At 38.0% G+C, this 23,341-nt stretch carries 21 protein-coding genes and 4 pseudogenes; 24 read left to right on the forward strand and 1 reads right to left on the reverse strand.

Going from position 1 to position 23,341, the window contains the following annotated elements; all coding sequences use genetic code 11:
* Positions 1-77 precede the first annotated feature (77 nt).
* The 15 genes and pseudogenes from E3C75_RS07350 (at position 78) to trmFO (ending at position 15,065) form a co-directional block, all read left to right on the forward strand.
* Entirely contained in the window at positions 78-776 is a 699-nt protein-coding gene (locus E3C75_RS07350; protein ID WP_011681080.1) for a GntR family transcriptional regulator, read from the forward strand.
* 65 nt (positions 777-841) lie between these two features.
* Positions 842-1,174: a putative DNA-binding protein gene (locus tag E3C75_RS07355; RefSeq protein ID WP_002950594.1), complete on the forward strand. Its 333-nt coding sequence runs from the start codon at positions 842-844 to the stop codon at positions 1,172-1,174.
* 32 nt (positions 1,175-1,206) lie between these two features.
* The gene (gene ffh, locus E3C75_RS07360; RefSeq protein ID WP_100262430.1) at positions 1,207-2,769 is read left to right on the forward strand and encodes a signal recognition particle protein; all 1,563 of its coding nucleotides are present in this window, start codon (positions 1,207-1,209) and stop codon (positions 2,767-2,769) included.
* Between the two features lie 101 nt (positions 2,770-2,870).
* Entirely contained in the window at positions 2,871-3,398 is a 528-nt protein-coding gene (locus E3C75_RS07365; RefSeq protein WP_041827017.1) for an ECF transporter S component, read from the forward strand.
* A gap of 23 nt (positions 3,399-3,421) precedes the next feature.
* The gene (locus E3C75_RS07370) at positions 3,422-3,937 is read left to right on the forward strand and encodes a transcription repressor NadR (RefSeq protein ID WP_011225884.1); all 516 of its coding nucleotides are present in this window, start codon (positions 3,422-3,424) and stop codon (positions 3,935-3,937) included.
* Positions 3,938-4,031: 94 nt separating this feature from the next.
* Positions 4,032-4,721 carry an XRE family transcriptional regulator gene (locus E3C75_RS07375; protein ID WP_046206437.1) on the forward strand — a complete coding sequence of 230 codons (690 nt, stop codon included), beginning with the start codon at positions 4,032-4,034 and terminating at the stop codon, positions 4,719-4,721.
* Positions 4,722-4,848: 127 nt separating this feature from the next.
* Entirely contained in the window at positions 4,849-5,703 is an 855-nt protein-coding gene (gene ylqF / locus E3C75_RS07380; RefSeq protein ID WP_084828773.1) for a ribosome biogenesis GTPase YlqF, read from the forward strand.
* On the forward strand, positions 5,690-6,457 hold the full coding sequence (locus E3C75_RS07385) for a ribonuclease HII (RefSeq protein WP_084825950.1): 768 nt from the start codon (positions 5,690-5,692) through the stop codon (positions 6,455-6,457). The genes ylqF and E3C75_RS07385 overlap by 14 nt, the downstream gene beginning before the upstream one ends.
* A gap of 10 nt (positions 6,458-6,467) precedes the next feature.
* Positions 6,468-7,387: pseudogene (locus E3C75_RS12140) on the forward strand (ROK family protein).
* Between the two features lie 67 nt (positions 7,388-7,454).
* Positions 7,455-8,294, forward strand: a complete 840-nt coding sequence (dprA, locus tag E3C75_RS07395) for a DNA-processing protein DprA (RefSeq protein ID WP_011225887.1) — start codon at positions 7,455-7,457, stop codon at positions 8,292-8,294.
* A 167-nt stretch (positions 8,295-8,461) separates the two neighbouring features.
* Complete coding sequence (gene topA / locus E3C75_RS07400) at positions 8,462-10,600, forward strand: type I DNA topoisomerase (protein ID WP_084825951.1); 2,139 nt, start codon at positions 8,462-8,464, stop codon at positions 10,598-10,600.
* Positions 10,601-10,716: 116 nt separating this feature from the next.
* Complete coding sequence (locus E3C75_RS07405; RefSeq protein WP_011681087.1) at positions 10,717-11,541, forward strand: TraX family protein; 825 nt, start codon at positions 10,717-10,719, stop codon at positions 11,539-11,541.
* A gap of 35 nt (positions 11,542-11,576) precedes the next feature.
* Positions 11,577-12,236: a response regulator transcription factor gene (locus tag E3C75_RS07410; RefSeq protein ID WP_084825952.1), complete on the forward strand. Its 660-nt coding sequence runs from the start codon at positions 11,577-11,579 to the stop codon at positions 12,234-12,236.
* Positions 12,237-12,325: 89 nt separating this feature from the next.
* Entirely contained in the window at positions 12,326-13,621 is a 1,296-nt protein-coding gene (locus E3C75_RS07415; RefSeq protein ID WP_111679777.1) for a sensor histidine kinase, read from the forward strand.
* 100 nt (positions 13,622-13,721) lie between these two features.
* A complete protein-coding gene (gene trmFO, locus E3C75_RS07420; RefSeq protein ID WP_024009878.1) occupies positions 13,722-15,065 on the forward strand; it encodes a methylenetetrahydrofolate--tRNA-(uracil(54)-C(5))-methyltransferase (FADH(2)-oxidizing) TrmFO in 1,344 nt (447 codons plus the stop codon).
* A gap of 78 nt (positions 15,066-15,143) precedes the next feature.
* Here the strand turns inward: trmFO and E3C75_RS07425 are convergent.
* Positions 15,144-15,968 (reverse strand): annotated as a pseudogene (locus E3C75_RS07425) (uroporphyrinogen decarboxylase/cobalamine-independent methonine synthase family protein); the annotation flags it as partial.
* A gap of 167 nt (positions 15,969-16,135) precedes the next feature.
* Between E3C75_RS07425 and ndk the strand changes: the two are divergent.
* The 9 genes and pseudogenes from ndk to E3C75_RS07465 all read left to right on the forward strand — a co-directional run bounded on the left by ndk (position 16,136) and on the right by E3C75_RS07465 (position 23,289).
* Positions 16,136-16,549 (forward strand): nucleoside-diphosphate kinase, encoded by a 414-nt coding sequence (ndk, locus tag E3C75_RS07430; protein ID WP_002947909.1) that lies wholly within the window; start codon positions 16,136-16,138, stop codon positions 16,547-16,549.
* A 1-nt stretch (position 16,550) separates the two neighbouring features.
* Positions 16,551-16,844 (forward strand): rhodanese-like domain-containing protein, encoded by a 294-nt coding sequence (locus E3C75_RS07435; RefSeq protein ID WP_111679587.1) that lies wholly within the window; start codon positions 16,551-16,553, stop codon positions 16,842-16,844.
* A 210-nt stretch (positions 16,845-17,054) separates the two neighbouring features.
* Positions 17,055-17,819: pseudogene (locus E3C75_RS11690) on the forward strand ((S)-acetoin forming diacetyl reductase).
* Positions 17,820-17,919: 100 nt separating this feature from the next.
* Complete coding sequence (locus tag E3C75_RS11175; protein WP_167740665.1) at positions 17,920-18,084, forward strand: hypothetical protein; 165 nt, start codon at positions 17,920-17,922, stop codon at positions 18,082-18,084.
* A gap of 121 nt (positions 18,085-18,205) precedes the next feature.
* Positions 18,206-20,038, forward strand: coding sequence for a translation elongation factor 4 (gene lepA, locus E3C75_RS07445; protein ID WP_002950637.1), 1,833 nt, complete (start codon positions 18,206-18,208; stop codon positions 20,036-20,038).
* A 407-nt stretch (positions 20,039-20,445) separates the two neighbouring features.
* Positions 20,446-20,787 (forward strand): hypothetical protein, encoded by a 342-nt coding sequence (locus E3C75_RS07450; protein ID WP_111679588.1) that lies wholly within the window; start codon positions 20,446-20,448, stop codon positions 20,785-20,787.
* A gap of 585 nt (positions 20,788-21,372) precedes the next feature.
* Positions 21,373-21,654, forward strand: coding sequence for a type II toxin-antitoxin system RelE/ParE family toxin (locus tag E3C75_RS07455; protein ID WP_231907530.1), 282 nt, complete (start codon positions 21,373-21,375; stop codon positions 21,652-21,654).
* A 114-nt stretch (positions 21,655-21,768) separates the two neighbouring features.
* A complete protein-coding gene (locus tag E3C75_RS07460) occupies positions 21,769-22,098 on the forward strand; it encodes a helix-turn-helix domain-containing protein (protein WP_002947901.1) in 330 nt (109 codons plus the stop codon).
* Positions 22,099-22,431: 333 nt separating this feature from the next.
* Positions 22,432-23,289: pseudogene (locus tag E3C75_RS07465) on the forward strand (Rgg/GadR/MutR family transcriptional regulator).
* Positions 23,290-23,341: the final 52 nt, after the last annotated feature.

Genomic DNA, 23,341 nt, shown 5'->3' on the forward strand with positions numbered 1-23,341 from the left:
AGAAACTGTAAATCTCTTACTTATATTTACAATTTTGTCACTTTTTTTGTAAAATAGGGAAAAAGGAGGGGAATTGGATGTTACCAGCGTATATTCGCATACATGATAAGATTAAGGAAGATGTTGATGATGGTACTTGGAAAATTGGGCAACGTCTTCCTAGCGAGCGAGATCTTTGCGAGACTTTTGATGTGAGTCGGATGACTGTGCGCCAGGCGATAACACTTTTAGTGGATGAGGGGATTTTAGAACGCAAACCAGGCAGTGGAACCTTTGTTGCTAGTAGTCGAGTTAAGGAAAAGATGCGTGGAACTACGAGTTTTACTGAGATTGTCAAATCCCAAGGGAGGAAGCCATCTAGTGAGCTTATTTCGTATCAACGTCTACATCCAAATGAGTTTGAAATCAAGAATTTAGGTGTCTTGCCACAGTCCCATGTCATTCGTATGGAACGTGTTCGTTTTGCTGATGACATTCCGGTTGCCTATGAAATTGCCAGTATCCCTGAGAAAATTATCCGAGGTTTTAAGGAATCAGAAATTACCGAACATTTCTTCAAGACATTAACTGATAATGGCTATGAAATAGGAAAAAGTCAGCAGACAATATCAGCAAGTTTGGCCAATAGTAGTCTAGCCAAGCACCTCAAGGTTAAGACTGGTGATGCTCTTTTGAGTCTGACACAAATTTCCTTTCTCCAAGACGGGCAGGCTTTCGAATATGTACGAAGTTACTATGTTGGCGACCGTTTTGAATTTTATTTGGAGAACAATTAGAAGTCACTGCTTTTTTCTGCACAAGTATGGTGCTAACACCATGATTTTATGGTAAAATGTAGCTTATGGAAATTGAAAAAACCAATCGCATGAATGCCCTCTTTGAGTTCTATGCAGCTTTGTTAACAGATAAGCAGATGAACTATATTGAGCTATATTATGCGGATGATTATAGTTTGGCAGAAATTGCCGAGGAATTTGGTGTGAGTCGTCAGGCCGTATATGATAACATCAAGCGCACTGAGAAGATTTTAGAAGATTACGAGATGAAATTACATATGTATTCAGACTACATCGTCCGTAGCCAAATTTTTGATGATATCATGGAAAAATACGCAGACGATAGCTATCTCCAGGAACAAATTGCAATCCTGAGCAGCATTGATAATAGAGATTAGATTCAAGCAGAAAGTAAGAGAGGAAATGGCATATGGCTTTTGAAAGCTTAACGGAACGCTTGCAAGGCGTTTTCAAAAATTTAAGACGTAAAGGAAAACTTTCAGAGAAAGAAGTTCAAGAAGTCACTAAAGAGATTCGTTTGGCACTTCTTGAAGCAGACGTAGCTCTACCAGTTGTTAAGACATTTATCAAACGTGTTCGTGAACGTGCTGTAGGTCACGAAATCATTGATACTCTTGATGCTTCACAACAAATCATTAAGATTGTTAATGAAGAATTGACAGAAATTCTTGGATCTGAAACATCTGAGATTGAGAAATCTCCAAAGATTCCAACTATCATTATGATGGTTGGTCTTCAAGGGGCTGGTAAAACAACCTTTGCAGGTAAATTGGCTAATAAACTGATTAAAGAACAAGAAGCTCGTCCAATGATGATTGCTGCAGATATCTATCGTCCAGCAGCCATTGATCAGTTGAAAACTTTGGGACAACAAATCAATGTTCCTGTTTTTGATATGGGAACAGAGACACCAGCAGTTGAGATCGTCAGAAATGGTTTGGAACAAGCGCGTGCTAATAAAAATGACTATGTCTTGATTGATACGGCTGGTCGTTTGCAGATTGACGAAACCCTCATGAAAGAGTTGCGTGATATCAAAGATTTTGCTCATCCAAACGAGATTCTCTTGGTTGTAGATAGCATGATTGGTCAGGAAGCTGCTAACGTTGCCAAGGAGTTTAATGAACAACTAGATATCACAGGTGTCGTTCTTACTAAAATTGATGGTGATACACGTGGTGGTGCGGCTCTTTCAATTCGTGAGATCACTGGTAAGCCGATTAAATTTACAGGTACTGGTGAGAAAATTACGGATATCGAGACTTTCCACCCAGACCGTATGTCAAGCCGTATCTTAGGTATGGGTGACCTTCTTACCCTTATTGAAAAAGCTTCTCAGGAGTATGATGAGAAAAAATCTCTTGAGTTAGCTGAGAAGATGCGTGAAAACACCTTTGATTTCAATGATTTTATCGACCAATTAGACCAAGTGCAAAATATGGGTCCTATGGAGGATTTACTAAAGATGTTGCCAGGTATGGCTAACAATCCAGCCTTGGCTAATGTTAAAGTAGACGAAAAGCAGATTGCTCGCAAGCGTGCCATTGTATTATCAATGACACCAGAAGAACGTGAAAATCCAGATCTCTTGACTCCAAGTCGTCGTCGCCGTATTGCCAATGGTTCAGGGAATACCTTCATCGAAGTAAACAAGTTTATTAAAGACTTCAATCAAGCAAAACAAATGATGCAAGGCGTTATGTCTGGCGATATGGAGCAAATGATGCGTCAAATGGGTCTTAACCCAAATAATCTGTCCAAAAACATGCCAAATATGCCTGATATGGGGAATATGGACATGTCTGCTCTTGAAGGCATGATGGGTGGCACTGGTATGCCAGATCTTGCAAATATGGATCTAAGCCAAATGCTTGGTGGTGGTCTTAAAGGTAAGGTCGGTTCATTTGCCATGAAACATATGATGAAGCGTCAAGCTAACAAGATGAAGAAAGCTAAGAAAAAACGTAAATAAGAAAGGACTAGAGCTTATGGCTCTAGTTTTTTTATGGCATATTGACATATAGGTATATATAATGTAATATACTATTGTATATACAGAAAAAGGAGAAGATTATGAAGCCGAAAAAAAGAATTCAAGAAATGACCTTTGCAGCTTTGTTAACTGCGATTGCTATCCTTATCCCAAGTATTATGCCAATTAAACTAATCATTCCACCGGCTTCTTATACCTTAGGGAGTCACGTTCCATTATTTCTAGCTATGTTTATATCTCCCTGGGTGGCAGCTTTTGTTATCTTAGCGTCTAGTTTAGGCTTCTTTATGGCCGGCTATCCGATTGTTATTGTTTTTAGGGCATTCTCGCATATCATCTTTGGTTGTTTAGGAGCGCTTTATTTGAAAAGGTTTCCTCAAACAATAGAAAACCATAAATCATCTTTAATTTTTAACTTTGTTTTAGGGGTTATTCATGCTCTAGGTGAAGTTATTGCTTGTGTGATTTTTTATTCAGTAACGGGGGAGGACTTCCAAAAACTATTTTATATCTTGTTTGTTTTAGTTGGATTTGGTACTATTGTCCATAGTATGATAGACTACGTTATAGCATTAACGATTTTCAAAAGTATTCGAAAAATTCGATAGTTGTAAGAGGAGTTGTTTAGTCTATGACTTTAAATCGCAAGCAAGAATTATTGACCCTATTAAAGCAGTCTAAAGAAGCGATTAATGGGCAGAGTTTGGCAGAACATTTTGGTGTTACTCGTCAAATCATTGTCCAAGATATTGCACTTCTGCGAGCAGATGGTTCTCAAATTATCTCAACTAACAGGGGTTATATTTATAAGACTAGTGATGATAATTCTTATGCACATCGACTGTTTAAAGTGAATCATACGGTGAATAATATGGAAGAAGAGCTTCTAGCCATTGTCGATAATGGGGGACGTATTCAAAATATCATGATTGATCATCCAGCCTATGGTGAAATTCAAGCCTTGTTGAAGTTGACTTGTCGTCGAGATGTTAGACATTTTTTAGAACAAGCAGCGTCAAGTGACTTTCGACCACTATCTGAATTAACCAACGGTGTTCACTATCATCTTGTTGAAGCTGATAGTCAACAAGATTTAGATTATATTGAAGAGGCACTCGATAATCTTGGATTTTTAGTCAAAGATTAATACAAAAGAGAAATATAAAAGTAGTTAATTTCACTTGAAGTCAACTGCTTTTTTTGATACACTTATGTTAGTTTATTAACTTACGGAGGTAGCTATGTTTTCAGGACAAAGGCTTAAAGAGATTCGAGAAGCACAAGGAATGAGTCAAGCATCAGTAGCTAAGCATCTAGGGATTTCGCGCTCCTCTTATTTTAACTGGGAAAATGGTAAGACGAAACCAAATCAAAAGAATCTATCGGTACTGGCTGAACTATTTGGTGTAGCCGAGACCTATTTTCTGTCTGAACACGAGATTGTTGAAGTGTACTTGGAATTAACTGAGGAAAATCGTCAAGAAGCTTTGCGATTCACTAAAGCTCTTCTGGAGGAACAAGAAGCAGAAAAGAAGAAAGCACCCGTTATCCCACTTTACTCTTATAAAGTTTTCGAGCGTTTATCAGCCGGAACAGGTTATACTTATTTTGGTGATGGCAATTATGATGAAGTTTTCTACGATGAAGAAATAGATCATGATTTTGCATCATGGGTATTTGGAGACTCTATGGAACCTACCTACCTAAATGGTGAAGTCGTGCTGATCAAACAAACAGGTTTTGATTATGATGGCGATGTCTATGCTGTAGACTGGGATGGTCAAACCTATATCAAAAAGGTTTATCGTGAGGAGGATGGTCTTCGTTTGGTTTCTCTTAATAAACGGTATGGTGACAAATTTGCTCCTTATGATGAAGACCCTCGAATCATCGGTAAAATTGTTGGTAACTTCATGCCTATTGAGGCTTAGCCAAGTGATAACAATTGGGCATCCCAAACTAAATCTGTTATAATATAACTAAAGCAAAGCCAATGATTTGGCTTTTTTTAAAGATTTTAAATGATATTTTGCTAAGAATACAAAAGGAGAAGCATACATGGCTACTATTCAATGGTTTCCAGGTCACATGTCTAAGGCCCGTCGACAGGTTCAGGAAAATCTTAAGCATGTTGATTTTGTAACGATTTTGGTGGATGCACGTTTGCCACTTTCAAGTCAGAATCCTATGTTGACCAAAATTGTTGGCGATAAACCAAAGATTTTAATTCTCAATAAAGCTGATCTTGCTGACGATAATCGTACGAAAGAATGGCGTACCTATTTTGAGAGTCAAGGGATTAAAACCCTGGCCATTAATTCCAAGGAACAATCTACAGTTAAATTGGTAACAGATGCTGCTCAGAGTCTTATGACTGAAAAGATTCAACGACTACGTGAACGTGGTATTCAGAAAGAGACCTTGAGAACCATGATTATTGGGATTCCAAATGCAGGAAAATCTACCTTGATGAACCGCCTAGCTGGTAAAAAGATTGCTGTTGTGGGAAATAAGCCTGGCGTTACAAAAGGTCAACAGTGGTTGAAGTCTAATAAGGACTTAGAAATTCTTGATACTCCAGGGATTTTATGGCCTAAGTTTGAAGATGAATTGGTTGGATTGAAACTCGCTTTAACTGGTGCCATCAAGGACCAGTTATTACCAATGGATGAAGTCACGATTTTTGGTCTCAACTACTTTAAAACTTACTACCCAGAACGACTAGAGGAACACTTTAAAGGGATTGACCTTGAAGAAGAAGCACCAGAAATCATCATGGAAATGACTCGAAAACTTGGCTTTCGTGAAGATTATGACCGTTTTTACAATCTTTTTGTCAAAGATGTTCGTGATGGAAAACTAGGCCGTTATACTCTTGATATTGTTGGGGTCGATACTGATGGCGACAATTAAAGAAGTCAAGGAACAATTGGCTATTTTGAGGGATCTTGACGACCCTAGATGGGCAAGTTTTGAGGAAGATAGTCGGACTGGTGTACAAGCTGCCATTAGGCAACGCCGTAAGGCTATCCTCGCTGAACTTGCTGAGGAAGAACGTTTAGAAACGCTTCTTAATTATGAGAAATCACTCTATGCTCGAGGAATAGAACTCATCGCAGGTGTCGATGAAGTTGGACGTGGTCCTTTAGCTGGCCCAGTTGTAGCGGCTGCGGTCATTTTACCAAAGCTTTGCAAAATAAAAGGTCTAAATGACAGTAAAAAGATTCCAAAATCTAAACATGAAGCTATCTATAATCAGGTAATGAAGGAGGCAGTAGCTGTCGGTATTGGTATGAAGGATAATTATGTGATTGATGACGTCAATATTTATGAAGCTACCAAGTTAGCCATGATAGAAGCTATTGAAAAACTCAATCCCCAACCTGAACATTTGCTAATTGATGCCATGAATTTGGACTCACCTATAGAACAAACCTCAATCATAAAAGGGGATGCTAATTCTCTATCTATTGCAGCAGCTTCTATCATAGCAAAAGTAACTCGGGATAAGATGATGGCTGATTATGAGCAGGAGTTTCCTGGATACGCCTTTGCCAAAAATGCAGGCTATGGCACCAAAGAACATTTGTCTGGCATAGATAAGTTTGGTGTCACGCCAATTCATAGAAGAAGCTTTGAACCAATAAAGTCAATAATAAAAAAGTAGGTGAAGTGGAGTGATTTTAGCTATTGATATCGGAGGGACCTTTATCAAATTTGGATTAGTTGATGATGATTTTAGAATTAGCAGTCAATCTAAAGAGTCAACTCCAACGACAATTGACGACTTTTGGCGGATTTTAGAAAGCATAGTCTCATCATTTAAGAATGATATCTCTGGTATTGCCATTGCATGTCCAGGCAAAATTAATAGTAAACATGGCTTTGTTTTCAAGGGTGGCCTTATCCCTTATTTAACATCTATTCCTCTTGGGACACGCTTGTCCAAAATATTTCAACTGCCTGTAAAAGTTATTAATGATGCAGATGCGGCAGCTTTGGCTGAAGCAAGATATGGTAGTTTACAAGATTTAGATTGTGGTGCTGCCTTGGTTTTGGGTACTGGTGTTGGCTTAGGACTTGTCTCACAGGGAGCCTTGTTAACACCTCTGTCGGTTACCCAATATTTGCGTGCTCCAAGTCCCCAAAGCTTGGGTCAAACCGTTCTCCCTTCCAGTTGGGGCTATTTAAGCAAGCTCTATTTAGTCTTGTCGCTAATAAAGGTTCTGCGGTAGGTTTCGTTCATGAAGCTAGTCAAATACTTGGTTTAGAACAGGACGATGGTTTAGCTGTTTTCTCCGCTTTAGATGATAATCACTCTGGACAACTAAAACGTCTATTTAAGGACTATTGTCATGAAATTGCTGTTCTGATTCTTAATTTGCAGAGTTTCCTCAAGTTGGATAGAGTTGTTATTGGTGGAGGCATTAGCAGACAAAATTCTTTGATAGAAGGTCTTGTTAATGCTTATGAAGAGTCATTTAATGAAGATTCCGAATTAGGTTTTGATCCGATATCAATTCAATCTTGTCATTTCCATAACGATAGTAACCTCTTAGGAGCAGCATCATATTTTACTTCTGAAAATGCCTTATAGTCAAAAAAAGTTCCATAAAGGGACTTTTTTGGTTTTTTCTTGCGAATAATGAAATGGAGGTAGTTAGATGAATAACTTTGAACTTTTTAAACTAAAAGCTGCTGGATTGACGAATTTAAACATCCTTAACATTTTAGACTATCAAAAAAATCAAGATAAAAAATTGAGCTTACGTGATATGGCAGTGGTATCTAAGTCTAAAAATGCCGTTCTCTTTATGGAAAAATACAAGAATTTGGATGTTAAGCAGCTTAAGGAAGATTTTCAACGTTTTCCGACCTTATCAATTTTTGATAAGGAGTATCCCATTGAGCTGAAACATTCCTATAATCCTCCTGTTCTCCTCTTTTATCAAGGGAATATTGATTTGCTAAGTAAACCCAAGTTAGCAGTAGTTGGTGCCAGAAAGTGTTCTGAAACAGGCAAACAGTCTGTTCGAAAAATTGTTCATGAACTTGGGAATGCCTTTACTATTGTAAGTGGCTTGGCGCGTGGAATTGATACTTGTGCTCATATGGAGGCCTTAAAAAATAAAGGTAACACCATTGCAGTTATCGGGACTGGGCTAGACGTATATTATCCTAAAGAAAACAAAGCTTTACAGGACTATATGGCTAAAAATCATTTAGTTCTTACAGAATACGGACCGGGTGAACAGCCACTTAAATACCATTATCCTGAACGAAATCGGATAATTTCTGGATTGTGTCAAGGGGTTATGGTGGTTGAAGCCAAGCTTCGCTCGGGAAGTCTTATTACTTGTGAGCGTGCAATGGAAGAAGGAAGAGATGTTTTCGCCATACCAGGAAATATTTTAGATGGAAAATCGGATGGATGCCATCACCTCATTCAAGAGGGCGCAAAGTGCATTACTACAGGATTTGACATCATTTCAGAATTTTCATAAAAATCAAACTTCTCCTATAGAAAAAAAGTTTCTTATTGACAGTTAAAGAAAAGGACGGTATCATGTTAGTTGCTTGGTCCAAGATGTTTCATTTTTTAATGTCTTGTGACTATATTTTAGACAGATTAGTGGCGCAGCCAGTTTATAACATTATAAGGAAATAGTCTATGGCGACAGCAACGACAACAAAAACTAAAGCAAAGAAGAAAACAAAGGCTAAAAAGGCGACTAAAAAGAGAGCGACACCGAAGAAAAATTTGGTTATCGTGGAGTCTCCAGCCAAAGCGAAAACCATTGAGAAGTACCTTGGGCGCAACTATAAAGTTGTTGCTTCAGTAGGGCATATCCGTGATTTGAAAAAATCAAGTATGTCTATTGATTTTGAAAACAACTACGAACCACAGTATATCAATATTCGTGGTAAAGGACCCCTTATCAAAGAATTAAAGAAAGAAGCTAAGAAAGCCAAGAAAGTCTTTCTCGCAAGTGACCCGGACCGTGAAGGGGAAGCTATTTCATGGCATTTGTCACATATACTTGGATTAGAGCCAGAAGATAAGAATCGTGTAGTTTTTAACGAAATCACTAAAGACGCGGTGAAGAATGCCTTTGCAGAGCCACGCGCCATTGACATGGACTTAGTAGATGCTCAGCAAGCTCGTCGTGTTTTGGACCGAATTGTGGGTTACTCTATCTCACCACTTCTATGGAAGAAGGTTAAGAAAGGTCTTTCTGCAGGTCGAGTGCAATCGGTAGCTCTTAAGCTTATTATTGACCGTGAGAATGAAATCAAGGCTTTTAAACCAGAAGAATATTGGACAATTGATGGTGCCTTTAAGAAGGGTGCTAAGAAGTTTCAGGCTAGCTTCTATGGTCTTGATGGTAAAAAGCTCAAGCTCAACAATAATGACGATGTTAAAGACGTTCTCTCTCGTATCATAAGTGACGACTTTAACGTTGATAAGGTAGAGAAAAAAGAACGACGTCGTAATGCGCCATTGCCATATACAACATCATCACTACAACAGGATGCTGCTAATAAAATCAACTTCCGTACACGTAAGACTATGATGGTTGCACAACAGTTATACGAAGGGATTAATCTTGGTTCAGGCGCTCAAGGTTTGATTACCTATATGCGTACGGACTCAACACGTATCAGTCCAGTGGCTCAAAATCAAGCGGCTGAATTTATTACAGAACGCTTTGGCTCTAAGTATTCTAAACATGGAAGCAAGGTGAAAAATAGTTCAGCGGCGCAAGATGCTCACGAGGCTATCCGTCCTTCAAATGTTTTCCAAACACCAGAAAGTATTGCTAAGTATTTGGATAAGGATCAGCTTAAGCTCTATACCCTTATTTGGAATCGTTTTGTGGCTAGTCAGATGGCGGCTGCAGTATTTGATACGATGAAGGTGACCTTGTCTCAAAATGGTGTCATTTTCACTGCAAATGGTAGTCAAATCAAGTTTGACGGTTATATGGCCGTTTACAACGACTCTGATAAGAATAAAATGCTTCCTGAAATGGCTGAAGGTGATACGATTAAGAAGGTTGTGACAACGCCTGAACAACACTTTACGCAACCACCGGCACGCTACTCTGAAGCGACATTGATTAAGACTTTGGAAGAAAATGGCGTTGGTCGTCCGTCAACTTATGCACCAACGCTTGATGTTATTCAACGTCGCTACTATGTCAAATTGGTGGCTAAACGTTTTGAACCAACTGAACTCGGTGAAATCGTTAATAGCTTAATTGTAGAATTCTTTCCAGATATCGTGGATGTTAAATTCACTGCCGAGATGGAAGCCAAACTCGATAAAGTTGAAATCGGTAAGGAACAATGGCAGAAGGTTATTGATGAATTCTTCAAACCTTTCCAAAAAGAATTGGAAAAAGCTGAAGAAGGTATTGAAAAAATCCAAATCAAGGATGAACCTGCTGGTTTTGATTGTGACCTCTGCGGCCATCCAATGGTTATCAAGCTAGGTCGTTACGGTAAGTTTTATGCATGTAGTAACTTCCCAGACTGTCACAATACTAAGGCTATTACTAAAGAAATTGGTGTGACTTGTCCAACCTGTGGGCAAGGTCAGGTTATCGAGCGTAAGACAAAACGCAATCGTGTCTTTTATGGTTGTGATCGCTATCCAGACTGTGAATTTACCTCGTGGGATATCCCTATTGGACGTAACTGTCCTAAATCAGGCGATTACCTCGTGGAGAAGAAAGTACGTGGTGGTGGCAAGCAAGTTATCTGTAGTAAGGAAGAGTGTGACTACAAAGAATCTGTTATAAAATAAAGAAGAAAGCTATCCCAAGTTTTGACTTGGGATAGCTTTCTGTATTTTGTCAAAAAAACTGATACTTTCCTTAAATTTGTTTTTTATACTAAGAATGAAAAGAAAGGAGAGTTATTATGAAACGTTTAAGTTTATCAGGTTTCCAACTCAAATATATAGCCCTAATTACTATGGTATTCGACCACATTCATTATTTTTTTGATTATACAGGGAAAATCCCTATTTGGTTTGCTATGATTGGTAGATTAGCGGCCCCATTGTTCCTTTTTTGTGTGATTGAGGGTTTTATTCATACCCACAACCGGAAGAAATACTTCCTAAAGATTTATTCTTTAGCAATTGTGATGGGACTGATTCAATTTGGATTCTATAATTTTCTACATCCTCTAGTTAGACCAGATGGTTTCTTTCCACAAAATATGATGCTGTCGTCATTCGCAATTTTGCTCGTTGCTCTTCAAGGGATTGCATGGATTCAAGAAAAGAAATACCTTAAAGGGATACCAACTTTACTTTTTCCATTGTTGCTTCCATGGTTAATGGTGCCTTTTTATCTGCTAAGTGTGAACAAACCTATGTTTGGTTTTCTACTAAATTTACTCAATTTCACAGTATTGCCAGTCCATACATTTATCAATGATGGAGGAACGTGGTTGCTTTTGACCGGTATCGCTATGTATCTTTGTCATAGGAATCTTAAGAAAGAAGTGCTTGCTTTTATGAGTGTTAGTCTCGTTTGGCTGCTAATGGCGATTGTTTTAAGTAGACCTTCTTTTCACGATTTAATATTCAAATACTTTGAATGGATGGAAATATTTTCAGCACCTTTAATGCTTTCTTATAACGGTCAAAGAGGGAAAGGGTCAAAATATTTGTTCTATGTTTTTTACCCAACCCATATTTATCTACTTTACGCCTTGTCAGTTATCTTCTATAGATGATATGATAAAGATAACTTTGAAGGAAAGGAAAGGCTATGGCTCGAATACTTGTTATTGATGATCAAAAAGATATTGTTCAATTGGTTGTAAAGGCTTTAGAGCTCCAAAACCATAATGTGACAGGGCTTACAAGTGTTTTGGTTTTGGATAAGAACTCTTTACCTCGATTTGACCTGATTTTACTGGATATTATGATGCCTGATGTTGACGGTCTACAGTTTTGCCATGAGATTCGAAATCAGGTGGATTGCCCAATCCTCTTTATTACAGCTAAAACGCAAGAAGCAGACATTGTCCAAGGGTTGAGTTATGGTGCGGATGATTACATTTGCAAACCATTTGGGGTTAAAGAACTCCAAGCGCGTGTTGCAGCTCACTTGAGACGTGAACATCGTGAGCGTCACCAAAAGCTTTCACTTGGGGAGTTTCAGTTTGACTTGTCTGCTCAAGAGCTTTATATTGAGAATCAGTTGTTAGATTTGACAAAGTCGGAATATGGTATTTGCCAGTTTTTAGCTGAAAATAAGGGCCAAGTCTTTTCAAAAGAACAAATCTACACGCATTTGTACGGCTATGAGGATAAAGGCAGTCCGGCAGCAGTGGCTGAACATATCAAGAATATCCGTGCAAAGCTTAAAGAAGTTGGGCAAAATCCTATTGAAACAGTTTGGGGGATTGGTTACAAGTGGCACTAATAAAAAAACGAGAACACTCTTTAAGAACAATCTTGTTATCTTATGTCGTCAGTCTTACAATTCTCTCTGTAATCAGCAGTCTTCTTATTTTGTATTTATTCAGCTTGTCTTATCGTTTTGGAGTTGTGATTCCAGCAAATCAAGTTGAGAGTGATTTGTCTGCTGTGAGAAGTGATATTGAAACTTCTAAGGTCTTTAATCCCGAGATTTTACCTGATGGTACGAGTTATGTCTTTTTAACTAGGGATTTTAAGCTTAAAAAGTCTAACATGCCTGTTAACTTGCAAGAAGAATCCTTACTAAATTACCAATTCAAGAATGCTCACGGTGAGAAATACGGCTATTTTCAGTCTTTTGAACGATCAGATGGCATAGTCATTGTCAATTATCAACTATCACCTCGGTACCGTAATGAGTGGATGAACCAGCATTTCCCCAATGCTGATCTTATGATAATTAGTTCAATGTTTGTATCTATCTTAATCATATTTATTATTTTAACTTTTTATTATGCAAATAAATTGAGTCAGCAACTTAAACCTATATTAAGGGTTACTGAAAAAATTTCCCAACAAGATTTGGATTTTCAAACTTCTCAGTCTACAATTAAGGAATTTAATCAGGTTTTAAGTGGTTTGGATCATATGCGTATAGCACTTCGTGAGTCTTTGATGGAAAATTGGAAGGCAGAGCAAGATAAACAAAATCAGATTTCTGCCCTGACACATGACTTAAAGACGCCCCTAACAGTTGCTCGTGGAAATGCGGAACTCTTAGCTATGACGTCCTTGGATGAAAATCAAACGGAGTTGTTAGAGCATTTTCAAAAAGGTATTGCACAGGTTGATGCTTATGTAAAAGAGTTGTCAGAACTCAACAAAATGAGTTTGAAGAAGACCCTGACGCTTGAAGAAGTTCCAGTTAAGGAATTTGTTGAAGACATTTACGATCAAACCTTGTCATTAGCTCAAACGAAACAAATCAATGTGGTATTTGACAAGGAGGAAATTGCGAAAGAAAGCATAGGCAATTGGGATAAGCCCTTGTTGAATCGAGCTATTATGAATATTGTTTCAAATGCCGTAGAGCATACACCCAGTGGCAGTCAGTTGCTCCTGACCGCTAGGGTAGAAGAAGATGAATTCAAGTTTATATGCCTTGATTCTGGTCCTGGATTTTCCCTTGAATCTCTTGAAAACGCTACTCAGCTATTTTATCAAGAGGATAAAAGCAGACAGAGTCGCAATCATAGTGGCCTTGGTCTGACTATTGCCAATGATATTATTCGTTTACACTATGGTAGTCTTTCTCTTGCAAATGACAATGGCACGGGTAGTGCTAAAGTGACTATCATTTTACCCCTTTTAAATACAGATGACTCCTAGTCGCCAGATGAGGAGTTTTTTGCTATACTACTAAGAGTAAAAATGAAGAAAGATTTGTGGGAGCAGGATTTCATCTTGTTTCCGAAGAGGTATTAGTGTCATGTCTCAATCAAAAGCAGATTATATTAACGTGATTGGAGCTGGTTTGGCCGGATCCGAGGCGGCTTATCAGATTGCCAAACGTGGTATTCCAGTAAAACTTTATGAAATGCGTGGGGTCAAAGCAACACCACAGCATAAGACAACAAATTTTGCAGAATTGGTTTGCTCTAACTCTTTCCGTGGAGATAGCTTGACCAATGCTGTAGGGCTTCTAAAAGAAGAAATGCGTCGTTTGGACTCTATCATTATGCGTAATGGAGAAGCTCACCGTGTGCCAGCAGGTGGTGCCATGGCGGTGGACCGTGAAGGCTATGCAGAAGCAGTGACAGCTGAAATTGAAAGTCATCCCTTAATTGAAGTTATCCGTGAAGAAATCACAGAAATTCCTGATGATGCTATTACAGTTATTGCTTCAGGTCCCCTAACTTCTGATGCTTTAGCTGAAAAGATTCATGAGCTTAACGGTGGAGACGGGTTCTATTTCTATGATGCCGCTGCACCAATCGTTGATAAAGCAACTATCGACATGAACAAGGTTTACCTTAAGTCACGCTATGACAAGGGTGAAGCAGCTTATCTAAACTGTCCAATGACCAAGGAAGAGTTCATGGCCTTTCATGAGGCCTTGACTACAGCTGAAGAAGCTCCTTTGAATTCTTTTGAAAAAGAAAAGTATTTCGAAGGGTGTATGCCTATCGAGGTTATGGCTAAACGTGGTATTAAAACAATGCTCTACGGTCCTATGAAACCAGTTGGTTTGGAGTATCCTGAAGATTATATGGGTCCACGTGATGGTGACTTCAAGACACCTTATGCGGTTGTTCAGCTTCGTCAGGACAATGCGGCTGGTAGCCTCTACAATATCGTTGGTTTCCAAACCCACCTCAAATGGGGAGAGCAAAAACGTGTCTTCCAAATGATTCCAGGTCTTGAAAATGCAGAATTTGTTCGTTATGGGGTAATGCACCGTAACTCTTACATGGATTCGCCAAACTTGCTTAAACAGACCTTCCAATCAAAATCAAACCCTAATTTGTTCTTTGCTGGACAAATGACTGGTGTTGAAGGTTATGTTGAATCAGCTGCCTCAGGTTTGGTTGCTGGAATCAATGCAGCCCGTCTCTTTAAGGGTGAAGATGAAGTTATTTTCCCTCATACAACAGCAATCGGTAGCCTTCCATATTATGTGACACATGCTGAAAGCAAACATTTCCAACCAATGAATGTTAACTTTGGTATTATCAAAGAATTAGAAGGCCCACGTATTCGTGACAAGAAAGAGCGTTATGAAAAAATCGCAGAAAGAGCTCTTAAGGATTTGCAAACTTTTATAGATGCTTGATGCTAACATAAAAAGCCCTCACAAGAGTGAAGGCTTTTCGTTTTAGAGAGGAGCGAATAGAAATATCGATTAGCCAAAGAATTTCTTAGCGATGTCTTCGTAAGTTCCTTCAGCAGCAGAACGGCTTTCATAATTACCACGACAGTTGTGTGTCCAAAGCGTTAAACCAAGTTCGTGAGTATAGTCAACAACCTCGTTATTGATAGCAACAAATTCATCGGCCAATTCTGCCAAATCACCATTGCCGTCTGAGTAGAAACTTGCAGGGTTTGATGGGACAAAAAGTTCCCAGAGGCAGTCGTCAAATTGAACGATTTTACCACCAACAGCCTTGTATTCATCCAAGAATTCTTTATAGGCATTAATCAAACCTTTTTTGAGTTCTTCGTTTGTTTCATAGACTTGTCCAGGAACAGCCAATCGATCAAAGATAGCAAGTTCAGTGTAGGCATGAGCAGGTCCCCAGATAGTTTGTTTGGTATCTTCATCACCAGCTTCAGCCTTAACCAATTTGTAAATATCTAGGTAGTGGTGGTTTTTACCTGAGAGAGGCTCAGTGATACGAATACCGATATCTTTACGTGTTTCATATTGACCACCATCATGGTCTTTAAAAGTATAACCATGCTCAGCAATGTAGCGTTCAATACCTTTGAGTCCCCAGACAAAGTCCTAGTGCCACATAGAACGTCCAAACTCCCCATCGGTAAGGATGTCAATTCCGTTAGCTTTTTGGTCAGCCACAATTCGCTTAATATATGCAGTTTCAGTTTCTTGATAACCAGGAAGGGCATCATAGAAAGGATACTGGATGTCGTCACGATGCTCGATTTCGTCCTTGTATTTACGGAGATCCGCAGGACGAAGAAGAGAACCGACTAATTGGAATTTAGATTTTGTCATTAAATTTACCTCGAAATGTCTATTTACATCTATATTATTTCTTATGGGAACTAATGAAAAATTGTTAATTTCTTGCTGTGGATATAATTTTAGACTATATAAGGTTTAGCTCTGCAAAATGATACTTCTTATGATAAAATGGAAAGAAAACGATGAAGGTTGGGAATATGCAAAAAACATTCTTTATTATTAAACCAGATGCTGTTAAACGCCATCTAATTGGTCAAGTGCTTGATCGAATTGAGCGACGTGGCTTCGTTATTGAGCGTATGGAGATGCTGATGCTTGACGAAGAACGTCTTAAAGAACATTATGCCCAATTGGCTGATAAACCTTTTTTCCCTAGTATTTCTGAATTCATGATGAGTGGTCCAGCAGTTATTGGTATTATGTCCGGCCCAGGTGTTATTAAGTCATGGCGTGATATGATGGGAGCAACTAATCCTGGGGATGCTGCTCCTGGAACGATTCGTGGAGACTTTGCAACAGCACCAGATGGTGACATGATTCCAAATATCGTTCATGGCTCTGATTCAGAAGAATCTGCGGCTCGAGAAATTAAGATTTGGTTTGGTGAGTAGGATGGATATAGCACAGATTCAATCAGAATTAGCTCAGGATGGACTATTAATTGATGTCAGGACTCCAGAAGAATACGCAGAAGGTCATGTTAAGGATGCTTTATTAATACCTCACACGCAGTTTTTCACAGCTGACATTCCAGCTAAAAAAGACGATTCAATTTATCTTTATTGTAAAATGGGATCTCGTGCTGAATTTGCTGCAGGAGTACTGAAAGAACGAGGATATACTAAGGTGACTAATCTAGGTGGCTTGGACGATATGGAAGCACTAGGGTTTAAGTTTGAAAAATAATACACATAAGGTCACTAGTGGTGATCTTATTTGCTTTCAAAAAGCATGACAAATTATTAACAACGCTTTCATAAAGTGGTAAGATTCTAAATGAGTTAAGACAAAGCCTATGAAAATGACTTTGCCAGAACTTGACTAACTTAGCGTATTCCAATTGAGATAAGGCTTCTTACTAAGCTTGTGACTCCAATTGGTAGAGGGGGATTTCGTATGTCAAAAGTTGCTATTATTACAGGTGCAGGTCAAGGTATTGGTTTTGCGATTGCAAAACGTTTGGTTGAAGATGGTTTTAGAGTCGGAGTATTGGACTACAACGCTGAAACTGCAGAAAAAGCTGTTGCTGAATTGTCAGCAGATAAAGCATTTGCAGTTGTAGCTGATGTATCTAAACAAGCTGAAGTAGCAGCTGCTTTCCAAAAAGTAGTTGATCACTTTGGCGACTTGAATGTTGTTGTTAATAATGCTGGTGTGGCACCAACAAAACCCCTTGACACTATTACTGAAGAACAGTTTCAACTTACATTTAACATTAATGTTGGTGGAGTTATCTGAGGTGCACAAGCTGCCCAAGCACAATTTAAATCACTTGGTCATGGTGGTAAAATTATCAATGCAACTTCACAAGCAGGTGTCGTAGGGAACTCTAACTTAACTGTATATGGTAGAACTAAATTCGTAGTTCGTGGTATTACTCAAACTTTGGCGCGTGACTTGGCTGATTCAGGTATAACTGTAAATGCTTATGCACCAGGTATCGTTAAGACTCCAATGATGTTTGACATTGCCCACGAAGTTGGTAAAAATGCTGGTAAAGATGATGAGTGGGGTATGCAAACTTTTGCTAAAGATATTACCCTCAAACGTTTGTCAGAACCTGAAGATGTTGCAGCAGCAGCTAGCTTCCTAGCTGGACCTGACTCAAACTACATTACAGGTCAAACAATCATCGTTGATGGTGGTATGCAATTCCATTAAGGTTAAAAGGGAGAGCGAATGGCTCTCTTTTTTGCTTGATAAAACATAATGTTTCTGATAATATAGTTATAAATAATTATGTTTTTAAAGGTGGATTCCCATGTCAGACATCTTACACTATATTGCTGAGCACCCGTTTTTTAGTCTTATTCTATTGGGAATTATTGTACTAGCCTTTGGTTTAGCTCCATTTTCAAGTAGTTCAATAGAGAACAAGCGTTCAGCTATTATTAGTAAGCACTACAATGATAATTTTAAGAAATAAGAAGGACTAAATGCAGTCATAAAGCAGATATTAGAGATAGGCAAATGTCTGTCTTTTTTGTATAATAGGAGGTGACGGTTCGTTTTTTAACAATCACAAGTAAGAACTAGGAAAGAATAAAATGCCAAATATTGAAGAATTAAAACAAAGACAGGAGAAGATTCGCAACTTCTCGATTATTGCTCATATTGACCATGGTAAATCAACGCTTGCTGACCGTATCTTGGAAAAGACTGAAACTGTATCAAGTCGTGAGATGCAGGCACAACTCCTTGATAGTATGGATCTTGAGCGCGAACGTGGTATCACTATCAAACTGAATGCCATTGAGCTTAACTACAAAGCTAAAGACGGCGAGACTTATATTTTCCACCTTATCGACACACCGGGACATGTGGACTTTACTTATGAGGTGTCACGTTCCCTTGCCGCCTGTGAGGGTGCTATCTTGGTGGTAGATGCAGCTCAAGGGATTGAAGCACAAACACTTGCCAATGTTTACTTGGCACTTGATAATGACTTGGAAATCTTACCAGTTATCAATAAAATCGACCTTCCAGCGGCAGATCCTGAGCGTGTACGTACAGAGATTGAAGATGTTATCGGATTAGATGCCTCGGAAGCTGTGCTTGCATCAGCTAAGGCTGGCATTGGTATCGAAGAGATTCTCGAACAAATTGTTGAGAAAGTTCCTGCGCCCCAAGGTGATGTGGAAGCACCTCTCCAAGCCCTTATCTTTGACTCTGTTTATGATGCGTATCGTGGCGTCATACTCCAAGTGCGTGTGGTTAACGGAATGGTTAAAACGGGCGATAAGATTCAAATGATGTCTAATGGCAAGACCTTTGACGTTACTGAGGTTGGTATTTTCACTCCTAAAGCTGTTGGCCGTGACTACCTTGCGACTGGAGATGTTGGTTATGTAGCAGCTTCAATTAAGACAGTTGCGGATACTCGTGTCGGTGATACAGTGACACTTGCGGATAATCCAGCCGCAGAACCACTTCATGGTTATAAGCAAATGAACCCAATGGTCTTTGCTGGTCTTTATCCAATTGAGTCAAATAAATATAACGACTTGCGTGAGGCTCTTGAAAAGCTCCAATTGAATGATGCCAGTCTTCAATTTGAGCCTGAAACGTCTCAAGCCCTTGGTTTTGGTTTCCGTTGTGGTTTCTTGGGCCTTCTTCACATGGATGTTATCCAAGAGCGTTTGGAACGTGAGTTTAACATCGATCTCATCATGACTGCACCATCAGTAGTTTACCATGTTAACACTACTGACGGTGAAATGCTTGAAGTGTCCAACCCATCTGAATTTCCAGATCCTACACGTATTGATACCATTGAAGAGCCTTATGTCAAAGCTCAAATTATGGTTCCTCAAGAGTATGTTGGTGCTGTTATGGAGTTGGCGCAACGTAAACGTGGTGATTTTGAAACCATGGAATATATTGATGATAATCGTGTTAACGTTATCTATCAAATTCCACTTGCTGAAATCGTCTTTGACTTCTTTGATAAATTGAAGTCATCAACTCGTGGTTATGCAAGTTTTGACTATGAATTGTCAGAGTACCGTCGTTCACAATTGGTGAAAATGGATATTCTCCTTAATGGTGATAAGGTCGATGCCCTTAGCTTTATTGTCCATAGAGAATTTGCCTACGAACGTGGAAAACTTATCGTTGATAAACTTAAGAAAATTATTCCACGTCAACAATTTGAAGTTCCTATCCAAGCGGCTATTGGTCAAAAAATTGTTGCCCGTACAGATATCAAAGCTCTTCGTAAAAACGTCTTGGCTAAATGTTACGGTGGTGACGTTTCACGTAAACGTAAACTCCTCGAAAAACAAAAAGCTGGTAAGAAACGTATGAAAGCCATTGGTTCGGTGGAGGTACCACAAGAAGCCTTCTTGTCTGTGCTTTCAATGGACGAAGATGAGAAATAAGAATGATAGTCAGAATGTGATGTTCTGGCTATTTTTGTAAAAAGTTATGATAAAGAAGATTTTAAAATTTACCTTCTCAAAGTGTGGAAGGATTTATGCTACGATTATACTAAATACTTTTCTTTTTAGGGAAATGACGATACAAAGCATGTAGCAGAATTATAGACTGACCTAAAAGCAGATAAGGTAACTTCCAATGAGATTTTTGGTAGTCGTCAACAATATGTTGTACTTAGTCATGTAGAACACACTTACTACATTACGATAAACACTATAAAATCAGACTTTAGAGAATATAAAGAAGCTAGATAAGGATTCATGGGAGGTAGTCTTATCAGGAATCCCTTCGCAAGCATTTTTCTCAGCTTTAGGCTATAATATACAAAAGGAAAGTTGGGAGGGCCACTATGGATATCACAAATTTTATTCCTAGTCAGCGACAGGCTATGTTGGAACGTTTTCAGCAAGTGGATGCCTTAGGAATAGGTGCAGTTCGTATTGAGTTGAAGGTTGCTAATCCTGTTGGTATTATTTATGCGTGCTACATTATAGCTGGCGATAATTATTTTTCTGATCAAGCTGTGGTGTCTTTCCGTATTCTATACGAAAAGGACTTGGATAGGATTTCTTTGGACGTAGTGGACATCCCTGGGCGATCAAGTTTGTCAAATTACCTAAAGTTATTTGAAATTTTTGAAGGCTTACAAAATTATCTCAATCGAGAATTTGCAAAGGTAAAAAATAGTTAAACATCTGATAGCAATCAGGTGTTTCTTTTTAGGTTTGAAGTGCAAAAATTCACAATAGTCAACCTCCATTTGATAATAATTCCACCAATCGTTACGATTTTCGTCGAAGAAGTAACTAGTAGGAATATGTGCAAACGTCTCAGCAATTAACCGAATTTGCAAAGGGTTCAAAAAACCAACTGCTTGGAACCGCTTTAAATACATAAAATATCGTTTAGCGATTAGTTCTCCTGGCTCACCTGATACATTCTTACGTTCTTTGGCTAGTTTATGCCTTTTTTGCTTCATTTTTTTATGTTTCATAACTTTTTCCTTCCTAATTGACTGACCTATATTGACTTTTAATATCATATATGCTATAATTATATCAAATAATCCCTCAAAAGGGAAATAAATGAAAGAAAGGCCTTCCGCTCGTCGGAAAGGTAATGGTGTCCAATGGACAATACTAAGGATCTCTCAAATCCATAAACAGCAAGTAATAAAGCCCCCTCTAAACTAACCTTTATTTATTATGACGAAGACGAATTTGCAGCGTTTTTAGATTCCCTCCCCTTAACTGTAGCGTCAAAGGTTATCGCAAGGATACGAGAGGTTTCTGCTATCGGTATAGCAGAAGCCATGGCTCTAAAGTTAGTCAGAAAAGTAGATAGAAAAAAAGATATCTTTGAGCTTAGAATTAATACGGAAGGCATTTTCGCCCGTTCATTATTTTTCCGTTTAGAAAAAGCTAACGAAGAAGAAGACAATGTGGCTTCACCTACTTATATCATCACAAACTCCTTTAAGAAAAAAACAAATAAAACACCATCTAAGGAATTGAAGAAAGCTATCAAACGAAAATCGAACTATAAGAACAAGCGATGACACAAACTGGATTCTCGCAATCCAGTTTTAAGGGCTGAAAAAGATTCAACCTTTAAAACTGGACTGTAAAGTTTAGTATGGATATTGACTATATTTTATTAAGGAGAGATGCACATGAAGGAAATCAAACTTACACCACTTGATAAAGTGGATAGAAACGGGTTTCTTGCTTCATACTTGGCAGAAAGGAGTAAAAAGGAACCTGAAATTCTACAGCACTATAACAATGAAATCGAGTGTATAAAGCTATCGCATAAAATTAAACAATTAAGAGAGAATATCAATTTAACTCAGCAAGAACTTGCTGATCGTATGGGAAAAAGTCAGGCTAGTATCGGACGTATAGAGAATGGCACCACTAATCCAACATATAAAACATTGGAAGAAATTGCCGCTGCAACCAATACTAGATTAGTTGTTGACTTTGTTCCAATAAAGAACTAGTTTTTGTATACACTCAAAAAGCTCTATAATCTCTATAGTGGTTTTACCTATTACAGAAATCATAGAGTCTTTTTTATATTATACCCTTATTAGAGAACAACATCATACCTTAACTACACCACAAAAGTTAGACATCGAAAGTCTAACTTTTGTGGTGTCTTTATTTTCTATTTGTTTAGCCAACAGCAATTACAATAATGCTTTCAAAAATTAGAAGTAAGATAGCTAAAAAACTTTCTTTATTCATAGAAATTAACCTCCTATCTCACTATATGATATAATACTTTTAAGTTTATCTGGGAAATTCTCGTATATGCAAAAGAGGTGCTTTTTATGAAAGATTATGGAAAATTATTTAAGAAATTTAGAGAGTCTAGGGGATTAGTCTTAAAAGATATCGCAAAGTTAGGCGTATCAGTATCTCATATTTCCCGCTTTGAACGTGAAAATACAGATTTGACAATTAGTAAGTTTATGTCAGCTTTAAATGCGATAAATATGCCTATTGATGAGTTTATGTATGCAGCAAACGACTTTCAGAGAGATGAGTTTAATGAAATCTTAGAAAAGATTAGTTTATTTGTTTCAGCAAGGAACGTGTCAGGTATGGAAAAGTTATTAATCTCTCAAGTAGAAAAAATCGAAAAGCGTGAGACTTTTTATACTCTAAATACTATTTTAATAAAAATTCGTTTATAGGACTTATCAGACAAAAGTTACTATGATGAATCTGATATCCAATATTTATCAGACTACCTATTCTCTGTAGAATATTGGGGTTGTTACGAACTACTGTTATTTGCGAATACTGTAGATGTATTGAATCATCAAACAATGATGCTTTTATCAAGAGAAATGTGTAAACGTTCAGAATTTTACAAGGATTTACCAAACTACCGAAGGTTACACTCAACAATGCTATTAAATTGTTATATCATAAGTATTGAAAGAGATGAGTATATTGATGCGTTGTATTTTGAAAAACAGTTAAATCATAGTTGTTTTACGGAAACTGAGATTTACGAGAAATTAGTGTTTTATTATTCAAAAAATTTATATGAATTAAAGAAGAATAGGAGCAATAAAGCTATTCTAGAAATGAAGAAGTGTATTGCTGCAATGAAGCTGGCTAATAGTGAGAATTTAGCTATAAAATTTGAAAATCATTTATCTGGAGTGTTAAAAATGTAGTTGGATTTGTGTATATGGTATAAATTATCAGTGTCAAAATTAAATGATATAT

This window comes from Streptococcus thermophilus, from assembly GCF_010120595.1.
Classification (GTDB): Bacteria; Bacillota; Bacilli; order Lactobacillales; family Streptococcaceae; genus Streptococcus; species Streptococcus thermophilus.